14 protein-coding genes and 1 pseudogene are annotated in these 18579 nt (G+C 54.6%); 8 read left to right on the forward strand and 7 right to left on the reverse strand.

The genetic code is table 11. The features are described from left to right. Positions 1 to 129 precede the first annotated feature (129 nt). Positions 130 to 2394, forward strand: coding sequence for a TonB-dependent siderophore receptor (locus tag V6L81_RS17105; protein ID WP_338660186.1), 2265 nt, complete (start codon positions 130 to 132; stop codon positions 2392 to 2394). 449 nt (positions 2395 to 2843) lie between these two features. Here V6L81_RS17105 and V6L81_RS17110 read toward each other — a convergent pair whose 3' ends face one another. Beyond that, complete coding sequence (locus V6L81_RS17110; RefSeq protein ID WP_138738287.1) at positions 2844 to 4115, reverse strand: McrC family protein; 1272 nt, start codon at positions 4113 to 4115, stop codon at positions 2844 to 2846. A gap of 248 nt (positions 4116 to 4363) precedes the next feature. Beyond that, positions 4364 to 6226, reverse strand: a pseudogene (locus V6L81_RS17115) (AAA family ATPase); the annotation flags it as partial. Positions 6227 to 6866: 640 nt separating this feature from the next. On the opposite strand from V6L81_RS17115, the gene V6L81_RS17120 reads away from it, so the two are divergent. Beyond that, a complete protein-coding gene (locus tag V6L81_RS17120) occupies positions 6867 to 7880 on the forward strand; it encodes a hypothetical protein (RefSeq protein WP_338660187.1) in 1014 nt (337 codons plus the stop codon). 138 nt (positions 7881 to 8018) lie between these two features. Here the strand turns inward: V6L81_RS17120 and V6L81_RS17125 are convergent, their stop codons facing one another. Continuing rightward, a complete protein-coding gene (locus tag V6L81_RS17125) occupies positions 8019 to 9233 on the reverse strand; it encodes an aldose 1-epimerase family protein (RefSeq protein WP_296302451.1) in 1215 nt (404 codons plus the stop codon). 463 nt (positions 9234 to 9696) lie between these two features. On the opposite strand from V6L81_RS17125, the gene V6L81_RS17130 reads away from it, so the two are divergent. Then, positions 9697 to 10023, forward strand: a complete 327-nt coding sequence (locus V6L81_RS17130) for a hypothetical protein (RefSeq protein WP_133145014.1) — start codon at positions 9697 to 9699, stop codon at positions 10021 to 10023. A 380-nt stretch (positions 10024 to 10403) separates the two neighbouring features. On the opposite strand, the gene V6L81_RS17135 is transcribed toward V6L81_RS17130, so the two are convergent. Next, the gene (locus V6L81_RS17135) at positions 10404 to 11312 is read right to left on the reverse strand and encodes a LysR family transcriptional regulator (protein ID WP_095018615.1); all 909 of its coding nucleotides are present in this window, start codon (positions 11310 to 11312) and stop codon (positions 10404 to 10406) included. A gap of 154 nt (positions 11313 to 11466) precedes the next feature. Here V6L81_RS17135 and V6L81_RS17140 point away from each other — a divergent pair, with 154 nt between their 5' ends. From V6L81_RS17140 to V6L81_RS17160, 5 genes are all read left to right on the forward strand, one after another. After that, positions 11467 to 12237: an SDR family NAD(P)-dependent oxidoreductase gene (locus V6L81_RS17140; RefSeq protein WP_095032060.1), complete on the forward strand. Its 771-nt coding sequence runs from the start codon at positions 11467 to 11469 to the stop codon at positions 12235 to 12237. 119 nt (positions 12238 to 12356) lie between these two features. Next, the gene (locus tag V6L81_RS17145; RefSeq protein WP_095018613.1) at positions 12357 to 13601 is read left to right on the forward strand and encodes an MFS transporter; all 1245 of its coding nucleotides are present in this window, start codon (positions 12357 to 12359) and stop codon (positions 13599 to 13601) included. 72 nt (positions 13602 to 13673) lie between these two features. Continuing rightward, complete coding sequence (locus tag V6L81_RS17150) at positions 13674 to 14546, forward strand: NAD(P)-dependent oxidoreductase (protein ID WP_296302447.1); 873 nt, start codon at positions 13674 to 13676, stop codon at positions 14544 to 14546. A gap of 172 nt (positions 14547 to 14718) precedes the next feature. After that, complete coding sequence (locus V6L81_RS17155; protein ID WP_240882377.1) at positions 14719 to 15576, forward strand: fumarylacetoacetate hydrolase family protein; 858 nt, start codon at positions 14719 to 14721, stop codon at positions 15574 to 15576. Positions 15577 to 15693: 117 nt separating this feature from the next. Beyond that, the gene (locus V6L81_RS17160) at positions 15694 to 16047 is read left to right on the forward strand and encodes a hypothetical protein (RefSeq protein ID WP_095002886.1); all 354 of its coding nucleotides are present in this window, start codon (positions 15694 to 15696) and stop codon (positions 16045 to 16047) included. Between the two features lie 253 nt (positions 16048 to 16300). Here the strand turns inward: V6L81_RS17160 and V6L81_RS17165 are convergent, their stop codons facing one another. From V6L81_RS17165 to cynS, 3 genes are all read right to left on the reverse strand, one after another. Beyond that, on the reverse strand, positions 16301 to 17524 hold the full coding sequence (locus tag V6L81_RS17165; RefSeq protein ID WP_338660188.1) for an amidohydrolase family protein: 1224 nt from the start codon (positions 17522 to 17524) through the stop codon (positions 16301 to 16303). 201 nt (positions 17525 to 17725) lie between these two features. Beyond that, entirely contained in the window at positions 17726 to 17980 is a 255-nt protein-coding gene (locus tag V6L81_RS17170; protein ID WP_338660189.1) for a DUF2790 domain-containing protein, read from the reverse strand. Between the two features lie 109 nt (positions 17981 to 18089). Further along, positions 18090 to 18560 carry a cyanase gene (cynS, locus tag V6L81_RS17175; RefSeq protein WP_138738280.1) on the reverse strand — a complete coding sequence of 157 codons (471 nt, stop codon included), beginning with the start codon at positions 18558 to 18560 and terminating at the stop codon, positions 18090 to 18092. Positions 18561 to 18579 lie beyond the last annotated feature (19 nt).

Genomic DNA, 18579 nt, shown 5'->3' on the forward strand with positions numbered 1-18579 from the left:
CTGGTTTTAGGGCTTCCCCTCGACTCCTTCAGCGCGCAACAAAATACCTCAACCCAGCCCGAGCAACAGGTTGCAATCACGGCAGGCTCACTGAGCCAGGTGCTTGCAAACTTTGCAGCGGCAAATGGAGTGGCGCTCATCTACGACACCCGCTTGACCGAAGGCTTGTCGAGCCCCGGATTGCACGGGCAATACGGTCTGTATGAGGGCTTTTCGCATCTGCTCAGCGGTACTGGTCTGGAGCTGGTCGGCAGCGGCAACAATTTCCAACTTCATCGCCGCGCGGCACTGACCCTGGAGGACACCCAGGTTCAAGGGGCAAGCGCAAACCTGGGCGCTACCACCGAGCACAGCGGCTCCTACACCACTGGCAGCATGGGGGTGGCGACGCGCTTGCCCCTGTCGATACGCGAAACCCCGCAATCGGTCAGTGTGGTCACGCGCAAGCGCATGGACGATCAGGGCATGACGCGCCTCGAGGATGCACTGGCGCAGGTCACCGGGGTGAATGTGATGTACGAAACCGCCGACCAGGTGCGTTTTTACTCTCGCGGGTTTGCCATGGACAATGTGCAGGAAAACGGTACCAGTTCTTCGTTTCAAGGCAGTGTGCCGGGCATGGGCTCGGCTGAAGCCTCCAGCGACTCGCCCGACATGGCGCTCTACGACCACGTTGAAGTACTGCGCGGTGCTTCGGGCCTGACCCAGGGCACCGGCGAACCCGGTGGCACCGTCAATCTGGTGCGCAAGTCGCCGACCCGTGACTTTCAGGCCACGGCCAGCCTGAGTGCCGGTTCATGGGACAAGTACCGCAACGAAATCGACGTATCGGGAGCGCTCAATGACGACGGCTCATTGCGCGGCCGAGTGGTCACGGTTTATCAAGACAACCAGTCATTCGTCGACTATGTGGCCTCAGACCGGCAGTTGTTCTTCGGTACCCTGGCCTATGACTTTTCACCTGACACAACCTTGACCACTGGCTACACCTGGCAGAAAACAAACACAGTGCCCAACCTGTATGGTGTTCCGATGTCGAAAGACCACGCCAGCCTGGGACTGTCGCGCTCGACCTTTCTGGGTGCCAGCTGGAACAACATGACCTATGAGAAAAACAACCTGTTCGCCGAACTTGAACACCACTTCGTCGATGACTGGACCCTCAGCGGCTCTCTTAACTTCACTGGCACGCACGGCGACGGCCAGTTTATCGGCACGTTCGGCAACGGTGTCGCAGGCGTCGGCCCTGACGGGACTGCGCGGCTGAATAACTACATTCACCGGGACAACACAGGCGACCAATACGCCGCCAATCTCAACCTGACCGGCAAATTTTCCCTTCTGGAGCACATGCATGAAGTGGTACTAGGCGCCGATTACCAGAGGGAGAATTACCACAACCGGGTGGGCACTCTGTCCAATACGTCATTGGTCAATGTCTACACCTTCGATCCGTCCGCCATTGCTGAGGCGGAGGTGCCATACCGCAACCTTTATCGCTATGACAACTACCAGCGCGCTATTTACGCGGCTACCCGCTTCAACCTGAACGACGATCTGAAGTTGATTCTGGGCGGCCGTTACAGCAGTTTTTATTTCAATTCACGCTTCAAGAACCTCACGACAGGCAACGAAACACGCTCACCCTACAGCGAAAACGGCACCCTTACGCCTTACGGCGGGCTGGTGTGGGACTTCACAGAGCACCTGTCCTGGTACGCTAGCTACACCCGCATTTTCAAACCGCAAAACGTGGTAGACGAGACCCATTCACCGCTCAAGCCCATTGTTGGTGCCAACTATGAAACGGGTATCAAGGGCTCCTACCTCGGTGGCGAACTCAATGTTTCAGCGGCGGTGTTTCGCATCATTCAGGAAAACCGCGCAATCGATAACGGTAATCCAGGCTGTGTTGAAAACTGTTACGAAGCCACCGGCAAGGTTCGCAGCCAGGGGTGGGAGATGGAGGTCTCGGGGGCACTCAACGAGCGTTGGCAGATGTACTCCGGTTATACCTTTACCCGCAGCGAGTACCTGGACGATGTTTCCGACACGATCAAGGCGGGCGATCCCTACAGCCAATGGTTTCCCAAGCACCTGCTACGGATGTACACCGACTACCGCCTGGACACGCCTGGAGAGCGTTGGAGCATAGGCGCAGGCCTGACGACACAAAGCAGCACTGACACCACCCGCGACATCTATCAGGGCGGCTATACCCTGTTCAATGCCAATGTCGCCTATCGCCTGGACCGGCATACCACCCTGAGCCTGGTGGGCAACAACCTTGGCGACAAGACCTACTACATACCTGTGTCCAACCGCCATCGTGGCGGCAACAACTTCTATGGCGACCCACGCAACGCCACGCTGACAGTCAAGTGGGTTTATTGAATCCATCGACTTTTAGAGCCTGCCTCGCTGAGGTTGAACTGCATAAACACCGACCCCTTTCCGGGGCCATGATCGATGCTTGAGCTACGAGGCTTGAAGGTGCACGGGTAGTCCATGACGGTCCACAATACCGCCCATGGGCTGCCCAACCTCGAACGCGACATTGGCGGTTGCATACTTGTTTCGTGGAGTCGGTAGATGGCCTTTGTCTATCCTACAAGCGCTATCCAGGTGAAGGTGCGTTTTGATTACTGGCAGGATATTGTCTGTTCTACGTTCGCGCTCACTGCCAAAAGTAAGCTGTCCGATGCTCCATTCGACGGGTCTTTAGACGTCACGATATACGGACTGCTCCGGTAGATCCAAGTCGCTACCAAGGAAGCCCGATTACGAGTGCACGCAGGTGGGGCACTTATCGCAGTAACTGCTGCAAGATGATTTTCATCATCTCAATATTCAGCAAACAAACTCAGTACATGAGTATCAAGCAAACACTCCGCCTCCATATCAAACGGCAGTACCCATAACCTTAAGCCACCGCCAAAATCAAATGGGGCCAACGCTTGTTGGAAATCCGCGCGACGTGGATAGATCAAGACTAACTCGCCGCGTCCCTGCAGGTATTTCTGGCCATAGGCAAACAATTGATAGAAATCACTTTGGCTTAATCCGTATTTCTTGTCACGGTCGGTCGCACTCAGTCGTTTCCATTTGCTGTCTAGCACCCAACTTTGCCCGCCCTTGCGCACCAGCAAGTCCGGTTCAAGACGAAACATTCGCCCATCCTGGTGCTCACATAAAAACTCACTGGCCGCTTGAGCCGTGAGCTTTGCGCCAGGGGGCAATGAACGCCGTAACCAGGCCTCAACATAGCGCTCGAATAGCTTCTCCATTGGGAATAACAAGCTAATCCCCTGCCACTCGCCCGCGACTGCAATCGGCATCTGCTGGTTAAGAATTAGCTCGCACCAGGGTTTAATGGGCTGGTAATGGGCCATCAACCGATCAGTACGCCAAGCCCGAAAATCATCACAGACTGATTGGCTAGCAGGTACCCCGTGTAAGACACCACGCAACTCATGGCTCAATCGCCAGTTGGCGGGATCCTGAGTCGTGTGGCAAACGCGTTCAAGGGCCAGCTTGAGCAACCGATTCTCCGCACGATCGGCAACAAAAATATCATGGCGCACTTGAAAAAAATGCTGGCGCGCCGGTGGCTGACGCATCTGCGCAACCACGTTAAGTTGCCCCCGAAGATAGCGCTGCTCTTCTTCGACACGCTGATAATCAAAACGCATGCCGCGTTTGATCAGATGATCTAGCGCGGCGAGAAACTGTCCCATCACCCATTCGGACAGGGGCGCGTCGTAAACCTCCAGCGCAGTAGGACTGACTTCGCGGGGTTTCAAGTTAAGTGATCGCTGGATCAACCGTCGCAGCAACGCTCGGCTTTGGACCTCACAGTCGCCACTGTCAAAGTGCTTGGGCAAAATTTCCAAACGCGTGCCGCAAGGCGTTTCCAACACCCCGACATAGCTATCAAGTTTGAGCCAGCGACGCCCTTCCACTTGCACCAAGGCTGCGCCAGCTCGACTAAACGACGCACTTTGCTGACATAACCAATCAAACGCACTGGCAGACACTTGAGCCCTGTCGAGTGTTGGCTCCACAGCATCCACCGTTAGCCTCGCATATTCGCGCACCGTGATTAACGTGCTCACGCGTTACCGGCCTCGATGGCTTTCATCACCTTGCGTCCCAGCGTGCGGGTGTTGTGCTCAGAGCCCTCACTCGTGGTCAAGGGCACCCCTAACTGGCCCGCGACATCCCGCAGCGATGGCATTGCCACGGCTAAACATGCCCCCCCTTGCAATACCTCCGTGGTGCCACTGCTCAATTGTCGAATCGTCAGCGCACCAAACTCCACCTGGCGCACAATATTCGGCTTGGCATCAGTAGCGTGATGATCAATAACGCCCAGATAGGCTTCGGAACGTTCGAACGCCTCGCTATTAATACTCCATGGCAGATTATGTGCTGTCAGATTGACCTCAGCACCGAATAAGGACTCAATAACTTGGTTCGCTTGGGTCAGAAAGCAATACTGCAGAGCTTTGCGGTGATCGTTCAAGACCCACTGAATGTGTAACCAGTCGTCAAAGAAGTATTCCTGCAACAGTGGCAGCACTTGTTGCCGAAAGATCGAGGCAAGCCGCTCAAGGCGCCGATCATCAATCAGCGGCATAAAATAGGCATGGCCTAAACAATGGTCGCGATCCAACAAAACCTCAATGCGTTGATTCATAACCCGCAGCAGTTGACCAACGTTGATCCCCTCCACGTTCACATGATCCAGTAACTCAGGCCTTGGAGGCATTTCCTGGAAGGTGAAACGCCGCCGCAGGGCAATATCCAAGCCTGCCAGCGAACGGTCCGTGGTGTTCATGGTGCCAATCAAATATACGTTGGAGGGCACGCTGAACGAGTGTTTTGAATAGGGCAGCACAACCGACAGCGCTTCGCCAGCACCGGCCCGCTTGGAGGGTTCAATCAATGTGATCAGTTCACCAAAAATTCTCGAAATATTCCCGCGGTTAATTTCATCGATGATCAGGACACGTGCATTGGAAGGCTCATGACCGGGGAGTGGTGCCTCTCCCGGTATCACGCGATTCAACACATCCTCGACCAAAGCTGCCAAGAGGGTGTTATAGCCGTTAACCAAAAAAGGCTCTAGCTTAGTATCCGCGACCCGTTCAAATACGCGTTTTTCACGAATGTCGGTCAGCGTTATACGTTGCCCACGCACATAGTCGGCAAGCGTATTCACCACGCTCATGCCTATGGGCAAGACGTTATCATTGGGCTTTCGTAGTTCCACGACATCAGCCGACGCGCGGATCACTTCATAGCCTGAACCGAATCGGTCCCCTGGTTTAAACGGTGGCGCTTGAACGCTAAATCCTGCAACGGATGCATCAGCGCCCAATAAAACCTTCAGTTTTTCGGTGTCAATCGACCCCTCACGTAGCTGATAGATGGTCGCCTGGCTAAAGGTCTTGTTCATTAGCAACTCACACGGCAAAGACGGTGAGTAAACCCTCAGCCAATTGACCTGGCGGCACTGCCCATACGCCTCATCCGCATCGGCCCGCTTGATGGCTTGATAATCACTGGTGAACTCACCGATGGCGCGAAATTTGTGATTGCCATCGCTCACCACAACCAAATCGCCTGGTTTAACTTTCAGCAGAAACGTAGCGACCGCTGTGATGTTGTAGGCATCGGGGGCCAGCGTATAACCGTCCTCAACAAAGCGCTGATGGATGGCATGGCGGTTCTCACAACCGGTGAAATCCACCTGATCACCATACCCTAACAACGCATAGCCATTGCTGATGCACTCATCATAGATATAGGCATCATCGCCCAAGGTATTGCCTAAGGACATTTTCCAAATGCGCCGACCGCTGATCTCAATCGGTGCCTGCGCCTGCTGAGTCACCTTCACGGCGGCTACATCACAGAGGCTTTTAAACACACCATCGACTACTTCATAACGCAGTTGACCGTCCGCTCCGGTTTCCGCACGCAAACCTTCTACAAAGTCTTCGTAACTGAAACTCTGGTGAAACGTAACAAACCGGATCTGGCCATTCTGGACCAGCTCATCAAAACGCATTTTTAGCTCGACTCGATCATTAAAATGAGTCGATAGCCACTGAGGATCAAGAACCTTTAGCGCTGCTTCGATGGTTGCATAGGTTTTTCCGGTTCCAGGAGGGCCGAACAGGATCTGGTTGAGAGGCGGTGTTACAGCCGAGCTATCCATACCCCCCTCTCCCCCTTGAGCTAGAAAAGTTTGATATCTCAACCACTGTTTCAGACCGTTGTGTACATTGCTGCTATTAGTGTCGCCCATAGCAGCATGATTACCTTGCGGCCCATAATCCATACACAGTTGGTGTAACTCAGGAAGATCGGTGATCAGCAAAATATCCTTGCCACAGTGCCGGCTCACCAGGTTCACACCCGTCAAGTAATTATTGGCTGTGTTTACGGCTTTACCTGACATGATCATCCAATCCTTGAAGCTCTTAGCGTCTACTGCACTCACAGCCCGTACTCCAAAATAGATTTTTCGATCTTAGTCGATACCTTTCAAAACACTACTAAAGTAGCTGCCACTCACCGCCAGATCGACCCACGCAGCTGTTTTGATCTGCCTGGCATGCACGGAGCGGTACAGAATAGCAATTGACACAGGATCAGCCTCTCGATCAATGAGCCGCTTTTTGTTAAATCGTCTGGCCTCGCAATGTTCTCGAATAGTTTATGCATGAAGTACAACTGACCGTTAAGGAGTGTCATTCAAGGTTGCCGCACCGCTGCCACAGCACGTAGAGTCAGACATGAATCTCTCTGGCAGGCATATGGAGGGTATCTATAGCCTTGGCAACGGATGAGCAAAAATGACTGAATCCCCCTTTCTCAAATACAAAGACGTGCTCATCAATGATCACAGCGCCTCCGCCACATGCTTACGGTCGATCTTGCTGTCAATGCTCAACCCATGCCGCTACACGATAGGCGCGCATGATCTGGCGCAACTAAGCCCGGAGCATTTTGAAGCGGCTCAAGTCTTGCTGAACGTGTACAAGGACGGATTGGAGAATGATCCCGAAGCCAGGTATGCCCTCCAAGATATTGAACAGCGATGGCCTGATTTTTTGAGGGTGCCATACGGTTTGCACCCCTTCCCAGACCCTGATTCAGTTTTCGTGCCCGATCAAGCTGACCTCATCGAGCACTTGCAGCCGTTCTTTAGCATTGATCTCAACGTGGTTAACCCCGAGTGGTCTGGGTATTTGACCATGCTAGGGCCGTTGGAGCCGACAGAACATCAGTTGGTCGGCCAAGCGACCGAAGAGACCCCGTGGCATTCTCCTCTTTTGCACACAAACTGGATTGGCTTCAAGCTCGAGGAGGGACGATACCGCCTGATGGGCGATCCGCGCTTTTTTTTCCTACATGGGGATAACGAGCAATTGAGCGACCCTTATGAGGACGCGCGAAAGAACTTGATTATCCATTATGCGGATCAAAAACTGGCCTTTGATGCGGCTAAAAAAATGTATAACGACTCAGGTCGTTTATTCTCTCCATCAGCCTTGGCGCATAGAGTCCCCCTGTACGACGTTGAGCGGATGACCTTCGTTAACCAGATTGGCGGAGTAGCCGACTACTCAAAGCTCACAACTTCCTGCCTGACGCTTGGCTACGAAGTAAACGATAAAAGCGGTATCACCGCAGGATATCCATTCAGCCACGCTGGCCACCCATTTCACCACGTGGCCAGCGTACCGGCACACCATTACCAGAGCTGGGGGGCGGATCTGATAATGATGTTCTATGAGCCAGTGGAGCAGTTAGTGCTGTTCACATTTTATTGGGACAACAGCCAAGACAAAGGGCCTGGCGAATAGTCGCATTGTAAAGGCACATAAACCCATCTGTGGCTGTTCAAGGTCGCACACACCGGTGGACCTTGAACAAACCGAGGAATAAGGCGCGAACATTTGGTCGAGGCTGCGCCATATCGGCCTACGGTGCTCTAGCCGGTGCTATCCCTTGGTCAGATCAACCAATGGCGTTTGCCGTACCTCAGTTTCCCGCCCACCCTGAATGTCGCTCACTCGCTTCAAAGCCTTATCAACAGCCACCTTATCCGCCAATAAGCTATAGCTAATGTGGAACTGCTTGTGTTCCTTCGGCCCAATTGTTGGTACCAAATTCAGTGGCCGCTGATAACGGCGGTTGTAGGAAAAACTTGTCCCCGGTTCCAAGCCGGTAACATAGCCCTGGCCTTGGGTATCGGTGTTTTTCCACAGGGAAAACACGGGCAGTGTCTGAGTATTGAAGCCGACTGAAACGCCCAGGCTGCCGGCCTTGTTATGCAACACGGTCAACGTATCGCCCTTGGCATCGCCATACGGCACCACGTTGTAAACCGTTTCGTCGTAGTCCTTGGTCGGTGCACGGTAGGTTTGCCAGTCGGGCAGATCGTTCTTGGCCTTGTCGTTGAACGGCGACACCTGTTTCACCGGTGCGGCGAAACGAGCGCCCTGCTCCAGGAACGGGGTGCTGAAGTTACTGTGATAAAGCGCCTGGTATTCCTTTGGATAGTCACCGTTGTTGGTTAGGGTGTCGTTGAGGGAGAACACTACGCTGCCGGGCTCGGTGACCAATTCGGTAGCGACGGAAAAATCGACCTTTTTGAACGCCTGCTCTTTCAGTTCGCCGCGCAGGGTGATGGCATACGGCGGTTTTTCATCGATATGCAGGGTGACTTTACTTGCAGGAATGTTAGCGGCCCGACCATGCAGGGTCAGCAGTTCGCCGTTGTCGACTCCTGGGTGGCCGACCCATTCGTATCCACAGCGGGTGACCAGCTCATTGAAACCTTCCAGCCAGCCCAGACCACCACGACCATTAAGCTCGATAAAGGACGGGTTGACCACTTCCTTGACCGGCGAATCCCAGCCCATGCGCACATTACCTACCGAGGCCTGCAAGACGTTCATTCCGCGAGTAGGCACTACCGAGAGTTTCATCGTACCGTTATCGATGTCCACAATGCTGACGCCCTCCTGCCGGCCACCGTGCAAGGTGCGCAAGGTGATGCTGAAGGGTTTATCGGTTTTTACGCCGAGTTGCTGGCTGCTGATCTGCCAGTTCTGGGCGCCATGGTCGGTGTCGAGCAGAACGTAATCCCAGGCCATGGCGTGGGAGGCAGCGGACAGTGTAGTGAGGGCAACAAAGAGTTTGAGCGGGGTCATGGCAGCAGCCTTTCTTGGAATTGTGCCTTTTTATAGACTTGATGAAACGTTTCATCAAGCTTTAAAACCGACCCAAAGCCGCAAAATACCCAGAAAAATCGGGGGAACATCGAATATTTTTTCGATGTCATCACCAGCACACTTGCTCCCAAATCAGATCGAATATGAGCGCCCGCAGGTGAGGCACTTATCGCAGTAACTCCTGCAAGATGAACTTCACCCACTGCGGATCGGAAGCGCCCCTGATGCGCAGCCTGGCTGTTCCTGGCTCAATACCGATCTCGGAAACCGATTCTATTGACGAAACATGGTTAGCGATAAAACAGCATAAACAATCACACACACTATTCCACCCAGCCAAGCTAAAGAACAGTACTCCCCTCCCCACCTGAAGTGCTACTGTCTTTATAAGTCGAGCACGGCGCACGACTTGTAAATCGAACTTCTCACAAGGACAAGCAAAGTGACAAAATATTACTTCCTATTCACTTATTCAATTTCTCCGACAGGAGATACTGACACTGCAGCCAAAGCAGCTGACAAAGTCAGAAAAGGGATTGCCAATATAGAAAATTCCGACTGGAACAAACTCTCCACTGTTGAAACCACGTTCTCCGGCCGGCTGACACTGACAGCTGAAACGGTCTGTGAAAAAAGAGAGGAAGCAAGAGGCCTTGTCTGTCGTGAAGTGAAAGCCGTAGTCGACGCTCATAAAGCGTGCTGCGAGATACGTGCCGACATCTCTTTACTCGTCGACGGCCTCGGCCCGCGCATGGATATCGTCATTTAATTGCACGCCAGTCCTCAACCGGGTGCAATTGAAAAGTAACTTGCAGCACTTCCCCTGCCCCTTCCCACCCAAGTCGGGCGAATTCAATATATATTGCCAGCACTTACCGGGACATACGTTTTTCGAAGGAAGAAAACACTGTAACTCAAACATGACAACCTGAACACCACCTGACAGTTACACCTAAATATCCAAACTATAATTAATAAACATCGCTCCAACTTTCTTCACTCAAGATCGAGCCAGTAGTTTTGCATCTGAATACGATCTTCGGAGACGTAGTTACTTGTGTAAGTGATTTAAAAAACGGGTTTTGTCTGCAAGACTGAAGTAGCACGCAGCGGCTTGCTTACTCCTGATGCAGGCCCAACCCGTTTCAATCAGCGAACCAGGCCTGCGACGAAATCAAGAAGCGCGCGAGTCTTTGCGGGAACATGATGTCGCGACGGGTAGTATGCATAGAGCGGAAAACGCTGCTCCGACCAATCGGGAAACAGCTGAACAAGCTGCCTGGAAGAGGTATATTCTTCAATTCCCAACTCGAACAACTGCGCAATACCGAGCCCGGCCAAGCATGTGCTATAGACCGTACCCGGATCGTTGACGGTCAACATGCCCTGCGGCTTGACTGTGACCTTCTTGCGGCGCTGATGAAACTCCCAGGCAAACGGACGGCCGGTGACTGGCTCCCTGAACAGGATGCAGCGATGGTCCGAAGTCTCGAGTTCCATAGGGTCCTTGGGATGACCGAAACGCTCAAGATAAGCTGGCGATGCCATGGCCAAAACTCGCGTATCGAGGAGTTTTCTCGCCACTAACGACGACGGCTGAGGATGGCCGAAGCGGATCGCAATGTCGAAACCATCCGCGATCAAATCACCCAGGTCTTCCTTGCTGCGCAGCTCCATTTCGAGCTCAGGGTGGCTATCCATGAACGCGCCCAATCGGGGACCGAGGATCAGTCTCGCAAATAGCGGGTCCACGTTGACGCGCAGCCGGCCACGAACCTTTTGCGCATCACTGGCGGCGCTGCCTGTCGCCTCGGCAAGCGCATCGATCAGAGGCATCACCTCTTCGTAGAAACTGCGCCCTTCGTCGGTCAGCCTCACTGATCGCGTCGTGCGCTCGAACACTCTGATGCCCAATCTTGTCTCCAGGCGGGCTATTGCCCTGCTCACGCCAGATTGAGACATATCCAGTACCTCAGCAGCCCCGCCAAAGCTGCGCGCATCAACGACAGCCGCCATAACGTCGACGCCTTCCAGCAACCGGGAACTTAATGCCCTCATTGATGACTCCTGCGCATGAATATTATGCGTTCCATGCTATCGCATTATAAGGCCCGAAATCCCAACATTGCTCCAACGCTGAGCCGGCTACCCCATGCCGACCCTACACCCCATTGAGGCCACCCCCGACGTGGCATTCACCGGAGCAATGACAATGACGCGCATCCTCGTTACCGGATCCTCCGACGGCCTGGGCCAAATGGCGGCACGCCTGCTCGTGGCCAACGGTCATCAGGTCGTGTTGCATGCCCGAAACCACGCCCGGGCGGCCCATGCCATCGCTCAAGTTCCCGGCGCGCAGACGGCACTCGTCGGGGACCTTTCCAGCATCGCAGAAACCAAGGCGCTTGCTGCCAGCATCAATGAACTGGGCCCCTTCGATGCCATCATTCACAATGCCGCTGTCGGCTATCAGGAGCGCGAGCGCATCGCCACAGTGGATGGCCTGCCCCATGTCTTTGCCGTGAACTCTCTGGCGCCCTACATTCTGACCGCCATGGTCAAGCGACCCAAGCGCCTGGTTTACATGAGCTCCAGGCTTCACTTGAAGGGTAATCCCTCTCTCAGCGACCTGACCTGGGAATCGCGACGCTGGTCCGGGATGCAGGCCTACTCGGACTCCAAGCTTCACGCGGTCCTGCTTGCTTTTGCCGCCGCGCGTCACTGGCCAGATGTGCTGTCCAACTGCGTCGAACCAGGTTGGGTTGCCACGAAGATGGGCGGCCCTGAGGCTACGGATGACCTTGACCTCGCGCCCCGCACCCAGGCGTGGCTCGCTGCAGGCACTGCAGCGCGCGTAACCGGCGACTACTTCTATCACCAGCGGTCGGCACAGGTTCACAGCGCTGCGTTTGACCCCGCGCTTCAAGAGCGATACCTGGCCGCTTGTGCGCAACTCTCAGGCATTGAGTTTCCCCCACGATAAGTTCGCATGGCCCATCAGTCGGCATGCCGGTCGCCACAGTACACCGGGTGCACGCACGGCTTGGCCTTGAAAAACCTCACCTTTGCGACCTTTATTTTGAATTTCACAGAGATACGCCCATGCAATCGAAAGTCATAAGGCATCAGGCCGTTACTACGCCGGCAAGTGCCCACGCACCCGCAACGCCACACCCTCATGGGGTAACTGTATCCAGGGCACAGGCGATAGCGGCTGTTCTTGCCCTGAGCCTCGGCTGCTTCTCCTTTGTCAGCACCGAGCTCATGCCCGTAGGCGTGCTGCCAGCGATGGCCGCTGGCCTGAATGTCTCGCTCGGCGCCGCAGGTTATCTGGTTACAATTTTTGCATTTATGGTCGCTCTGACCGCAGCGCCGCTGACTGGCCTGCTTGGATCGCTCAACCGCAAGACACTGATGGCCGGTCTGCTGGCGGTCTGCTGTATCGGCAATCTGATCACCTTCCTGGCGCCAAACTACTTCGTCGTTTTCCTTGGACGCATTCTGGTCGCAGGTGCAATCGGCGTGTTCTGGTCGACAGCGGTGGTCACCGCAGTGCACATGGTCTCTGCACGAAACGCAGTACGAGCTACATCGATTGTCTTTGGCGGTGTTTCGCTGGCGACGGTGCTGGGGATTCCGGCTGGCACAATGCTCGGTGAAATGTATGGATGGCGCTCCGTGTTTGCTGCGCTCTCGATACTCAGCCTGGTCGTCTTCACGCTGATCGCATGGTCAGTTCCGGCGGTCCGCATCTCGAAGGCTGCCAAGCGAGGGGCGATGTCAGCCGTGCTCAAAAGTGGCCCCTTGCTTGTGGTTTTCGGGATCACTGCCCTTGTCGTCACCGGCAACTTTCTGGCTTACACCTACGTGTCTCCGTACCTTGAGCAGATTGCCGGCCAGAGCCCTGCACAGGTCAGCATGCTTCTGTTGGTCTATGGCGCGGCAGGTGTAATTACCAACTTCGCCGTGGGCCCGTTCGCGTCCAGGGCACCAAGAACCAGCCTGGGTCTGGTGACAGCACTCCTTGCCGCAAGCCTGTCATGCATGAACGCGGCAGCGGTCAGTCATGCCGCCATTTTCGCTGTGCTTGCTGCGTGGGGCGCTGCATATGGCGCACTTCCGGTGCTGCTGCAGACCCTGGTGTTCAAGGAAGCCTCCAGGATTCCAGGCGGAGCCGACGCAGCCACCTCCATCAATGTATCTGTATTCAATGCAGCCATCGGCCTGGGCTCGCTGCTGGGCGGACTGCTGATCAATCTTGCCGGACCGCAACCCATCGCGTACCTGTCCGCCTGCTTCGCCATTGCAGGCTTGGCGGTGATCCTGGTGAGTCGCCAATCTTCATAGTCGCGCAACCTCTGACAACCACCGAGTCCTGTCAGCCCCTCCCCCCTTACACGTTGAAATGGAACAAAGCATATGAGCAGAATCACAGTCCTGGGCCTCGGCGCCATGGGGTCGCGCATGGCCTCACAATTGCTTGCTGCAGGTCACACAGTCACTGTCTGGAATCGAACCCCCGATGCAGCAGAAGCGCTTGTCAAGCAAGGGGCCTTCCACGCGCGCACGCCAAGAGAAGCCAGCGCAGGTGCGGAGTTCGTCATTGCAATGTTGCGTGACAATGATGCGTCTCGCCATGTCTGGCTGGATCGCGAGATCGGCGCCCTCTCTGGTATGGCAGCGGGAGCAATCGCCATCGAGAGTTCGACACTCACTTCGGGCTGGATCCAGGAGCTCGGCACCCACATGCAGCATGCCCGGGTGGCGCTGCTGGAAGCGCCGGTATCGGGATCCCGTGCTCAGGCCGATGCGAGGCAACTGGCCTATCTGGCAGGCGGAGAGGAAGAAGTCCTGGAGCGCTGCCTGCCTCTGCTACGCGTCATGGGCTCTTCAGTCCATCACGTCGGCGGCCTGGGTCATGGCGCTTTGGCGAAACTTGCCACCAACGCCATGCTGGGAATACAGGTGACGGGCCTGGCAGAGGTCATCGGGTTATTGGAGCGAAACGGAGCCGATGCATCGCGAGTGCTGGCAGCCATGGCAGGCACCTCCGTCTGGCCACCGGTTGCTGCCTATCTTTCAGGGAGCATGATGACGGAGAACTTCGCCCCGCAGTTCCCCGTGGCGTTGATTGAAAAGGACTTCGGCTACACGCTCGAGGAAGCAGGATCAGCAGAGAACGCCCCCACAATTGCCGCAGCACATAATGTTTTCCAGCGCGCAGCAACGCGCGGAATGGGCGACCGGAACATGACAAGCGTAGTGCGATTGTTCACCGAAAAGCGTGATTGATCCCGCGAACCCACTGGGTCCTTGTGGCATGCAAACCGAGATGCCCCTCCCCCGCACTTTGCGTGCAATGAAGCATGACTGACAGTGGCTGCGGGTTTGTATCCCGCAACCAGCCTGGTGCCTGGCGCGCTCGGCTCCTGCGCATATTCTGATACTGCAACTGGAGACAACAATGAAGCTCTTTCGCTATGTTAAGCATGATGGCGTGTATCCGGGCATGGTCGATTCATCGGGACAGCTGCGGGACATATCAGCCCATGTGGATGACGTCTCGCGCGCGTGCTTGTCCGATACGGAACTTGCCCGGCTTTGTGAGCTTGACGAACACCGGCTTCCGCTTATTTCGACCCCGGTTCGCTACCTGCCACCGATAAGCGATATCAGCAAGTTCATCGCAATTGGTTTGAACTACCTGGACCACGCCGAAGAGGCCGGTCTTGCGATCCCGTCCGAACCGTTGGTGTTCTTCAAACCGGTCAGTTGCATCAGCGGGGCCGATGACCCCATCGTACAACCTCCCCACTCAAGGCAATTGGACTGGGAGGTTGAGCTGGGGGTCGTCATCGGAAAGCGCGCCCGTTACGTTCCGGTTGCCCAGGCACTTGAACATGTGGCGGGCTACTGCGTGGCCAATGATGTTTCCGATCGTGGATTCCAGTTTCAGAGCTCGCAATGGGACAAAGGCAAGAGCTCCGACTCCTTTGGGCCGCTGGGTCCCTGGCTCGTGACCCGTGATGAGGTCCCGGATCCGCAGAGCCTGCCAATGTGGCTGGAAGTCAACGGCCAACGGCGACAGGAAGGAAACACCCAGACCATGATCTTCAGCGTTGCAGAGATTATTTCCTACTGCAGTCACTACATGACCCTCGATGTTGGGGATGTGATCATCACCGGCACCCCGCCTGGCGTGTCGATGGGAATGAAGCCACATCCGGAATGGCTGGAACCGGGGGATGAAGTAGTGCTGTCGATCTGCGGCCTTGGTGTGCAACGACACGTTGTGATGCGATACGAGGCAGAGCAGGCGTAAATCTTGCCTGCTCCGAACCTGAGGCTGCATAACGCAGCCTGACACGCAGCTAAGCCAAGTGCCAAACCCTGTCTACACTGATGCTCATACCACGTGAGCTCGCAGGGAGCGCAAAGCATGGGAGCAATCGCCAGCTGGACTTTTTTGTTGGTTGTGGTTGTAGTTGTGGGTGTGCTTAGCTTTTTTATGTTGCGAGCGGGTGTTCAAAACGACCGGCGTATCAGAGAAGAACTCTACCTAACCTTCGAAAGCACAATGCAACAACACGGGGTCCGGACTTACGAAATCCTGAAAGAGAGCATTTGGATTAGAAACGGCATGCGCCTATCAGAGCTGCACCGAATTGTATTGGCCGACACCGGGCACTACTTTCTTTATTTCCAGGCAACCGGTACGCCGCCCTATTTTGCCCCCTTAACAGAGAAGCGCGCGATGCAAGCTTCAGCAGGCAAGATCGGGATTCAGGCATGACCGCATAAAAGCCATGCCTTTGCCATTGGCGGGCAATGCATGCATCCACGACTTCTCGCCCAGCTGAAACAGAGCAAGCGACGACATATTGCCGACCTTCCCGCTTGAAATAGTGGCACGAGGCCTGAATCTCTAGGCGATAAATCCGCAGCCGTTACACCCGTCCACACGCGATTGTCGTCGATCATCAAAAGACGACAGATTGACTGAGTGTCACATGGGTATCCGTTACTGATCCGGCAGGCGGGGACGATCAGAAGGCTATCGAACGGTTGTAATTTGATGTCGCCACTATTTTCCCGCGCTTCAACACCATAAGACGAGCCGGCAAGTCGAGGATAACCCCGGCGACCGACTGGGTATCCACCAGCACCAGGTCTGCATTTTTGCCGGTTTCCAGCCCATAGTTATTCAGCCCCAGGGCTTTTGCGGGATTAGTTGTGAGCATTCCCAATACTGTGGCCTGATCATCGGCCCCACCCAGGTGGCATGCAGGCATTGCCAATTGCGCAATATTCAGCAGATCGCCTGTCCCATACGGGGTAAAAGCGTTGCGTATATTGTTCGTGGCCAAACAGACATTTACACCACCGTCTCGCAACGCACGAACGGGCGTGAGTGAGCGGCGGACGTTATGGCTGTCGCCTCGAGCACCGAGATGCAAGTCGGTGGCTGGCAGGCACATTACGCTGATTCCAGCATCACGGATCAGGCTGATAATATCCACTCGCTGTTCCGCTGCTACGGCTCCAAGGCTCGTAAGATGACCTACGCAGACGCGGCCTTCATACCCTTCCTTGATGGTCTTGCGCGCGAGGTATTCAATGGTCATGTTCTCTGCCGTATCGGCAAAATCCTGATGGAAATCTATATCTTTTCCAAACTGTTTAGCCAGGCTGAAAACATAATCAATATGTTCGAAGGGTGAACGATCGTTATAGGGAATACCGCCGACGACATCGGCACCTTTTTCCATCGCCGCAACCATCATGTGCTTCATTCCCGGTAGTTTGAAAATGCCTTCCTGTGGGAAGGCAACTACCTGAATGTCGATCATGTCGCGAAACTTCTTGCGTAGCTCCAGGACAACATCAAACCCTGTGAAACCTTGTGAGGGGTCAAATTCGGCATGTGCGCGTACATGGGTAGTACCGGCCTGCACAAGTGAGCGTAATACCTGCGTTGAACGCTCGAGAATATCCTCCCGGGTCAACATCGGTTTAAGCTCAGCTGTAACGGCAATCGCCTCCTTGAGGGTTCCGGTGCGATTGACCTTACGGTGCATGACATTGGCTTTTTCCAGATGCAGATGCCCCTCGACAAAAGCCGGCATCAATACATTTCCATTTCCCTGGACTTCCTGCCGTGCCCGCACTGTAATTCCCGGGGAAATAATGGCAACTTTCCCATTGTGTACGGCGACGTCGGTTAAAGGTTTTCCATCGGCAATGCGTACATTGCGAAATATCAGATCCATAAACCTCACTCCTTAATTCAGACAACTTCCGTTTCTCGAGCATCGACCTCTGGAGGTCATGCTGCGCCTGCTTCATGACTGCCAGCACATTGCCCATGAGCACGCACGACAGAGCTGCAAAGGAACGCAACAGTGTCCAGAATCAGCAGGAAAAAATTAAAAGACGTATTAAATATTTGCGGTATAGATAGGAAGCACACACTAACCGTTAGAACAACCATTCCCCATTACGCGGTATTCGAGAATATGCCTATGCCCCTTGGAGTCTTCATACATCATACGCGCAGGCACCACTTCACAGACATTTGGCACTTCACCCATCGAAATGATTTTTGCGATATCAAGGTCTTGTGAATAACTGTACTGCTCTACCTGAATGTCGTTGTCTGCTAGAGGCTGCCCAGCCAAAGCCACAGTGCACAAGCTACTGAGCCCTGCCAACAATAAAATTTTCATGTTCAAACACCTGGGGCTATCGCGTGACGCAAATACCCTTCAATACTTACAGGGTCAATGTAGCGCTTCATGACTCGGCGTCGTATTACGACGCCGAGACACTCAACTATCAGAAAGGCTTGGTGGGCAGGTATTTACCATCCAGGGTAATGACTGCGCGCGACCCACCCTCTGGATCTTCGACTTTTTTAATATCCAGTTTGAAGTTGATAGCACTGATAATGCCGTCACCGAACTTCTCATGGACCAACGCCTTAAGCGTGGTGCCGTAGACCTGCAGCATCTCGTAAAAGCGGTAGATAGTGGGGTCGGTCGGTATACCATTGTCGATGCTGCCGCGCATCGGGATGGTTTGCAGCAGCGCCACGCCATCAACATCGAGGCCGAGCTTTTCGCCCACTACTGTGGCCGCTGCTTTGGGCAAGGGATGTTGGCCGAGCAGCGCGGCAGTGACGAACGCCTCGCTGAGCCCTGTGCCATCGGTGATCTGGGCAAATGACAGGTCATTCCGGGCTTTAGCCAGCAAAATGACTTCGGTCAGGGCCAGACGCGAACCTGGATTGATTTGGGACTGGATCATGGTGTTATCTCCTGGGGTA

Origin of the sequence: Pseudomonas bubulae, assembly GCF_037023725.1 — a bacterium.
Lineage (GTDB): Bacteria > Pseudomonadota > Gammaproteobacteria > Pseudomonadales > Pseudomonadaceae > Aquipseudomonas > Aquipseudomonas bubulae.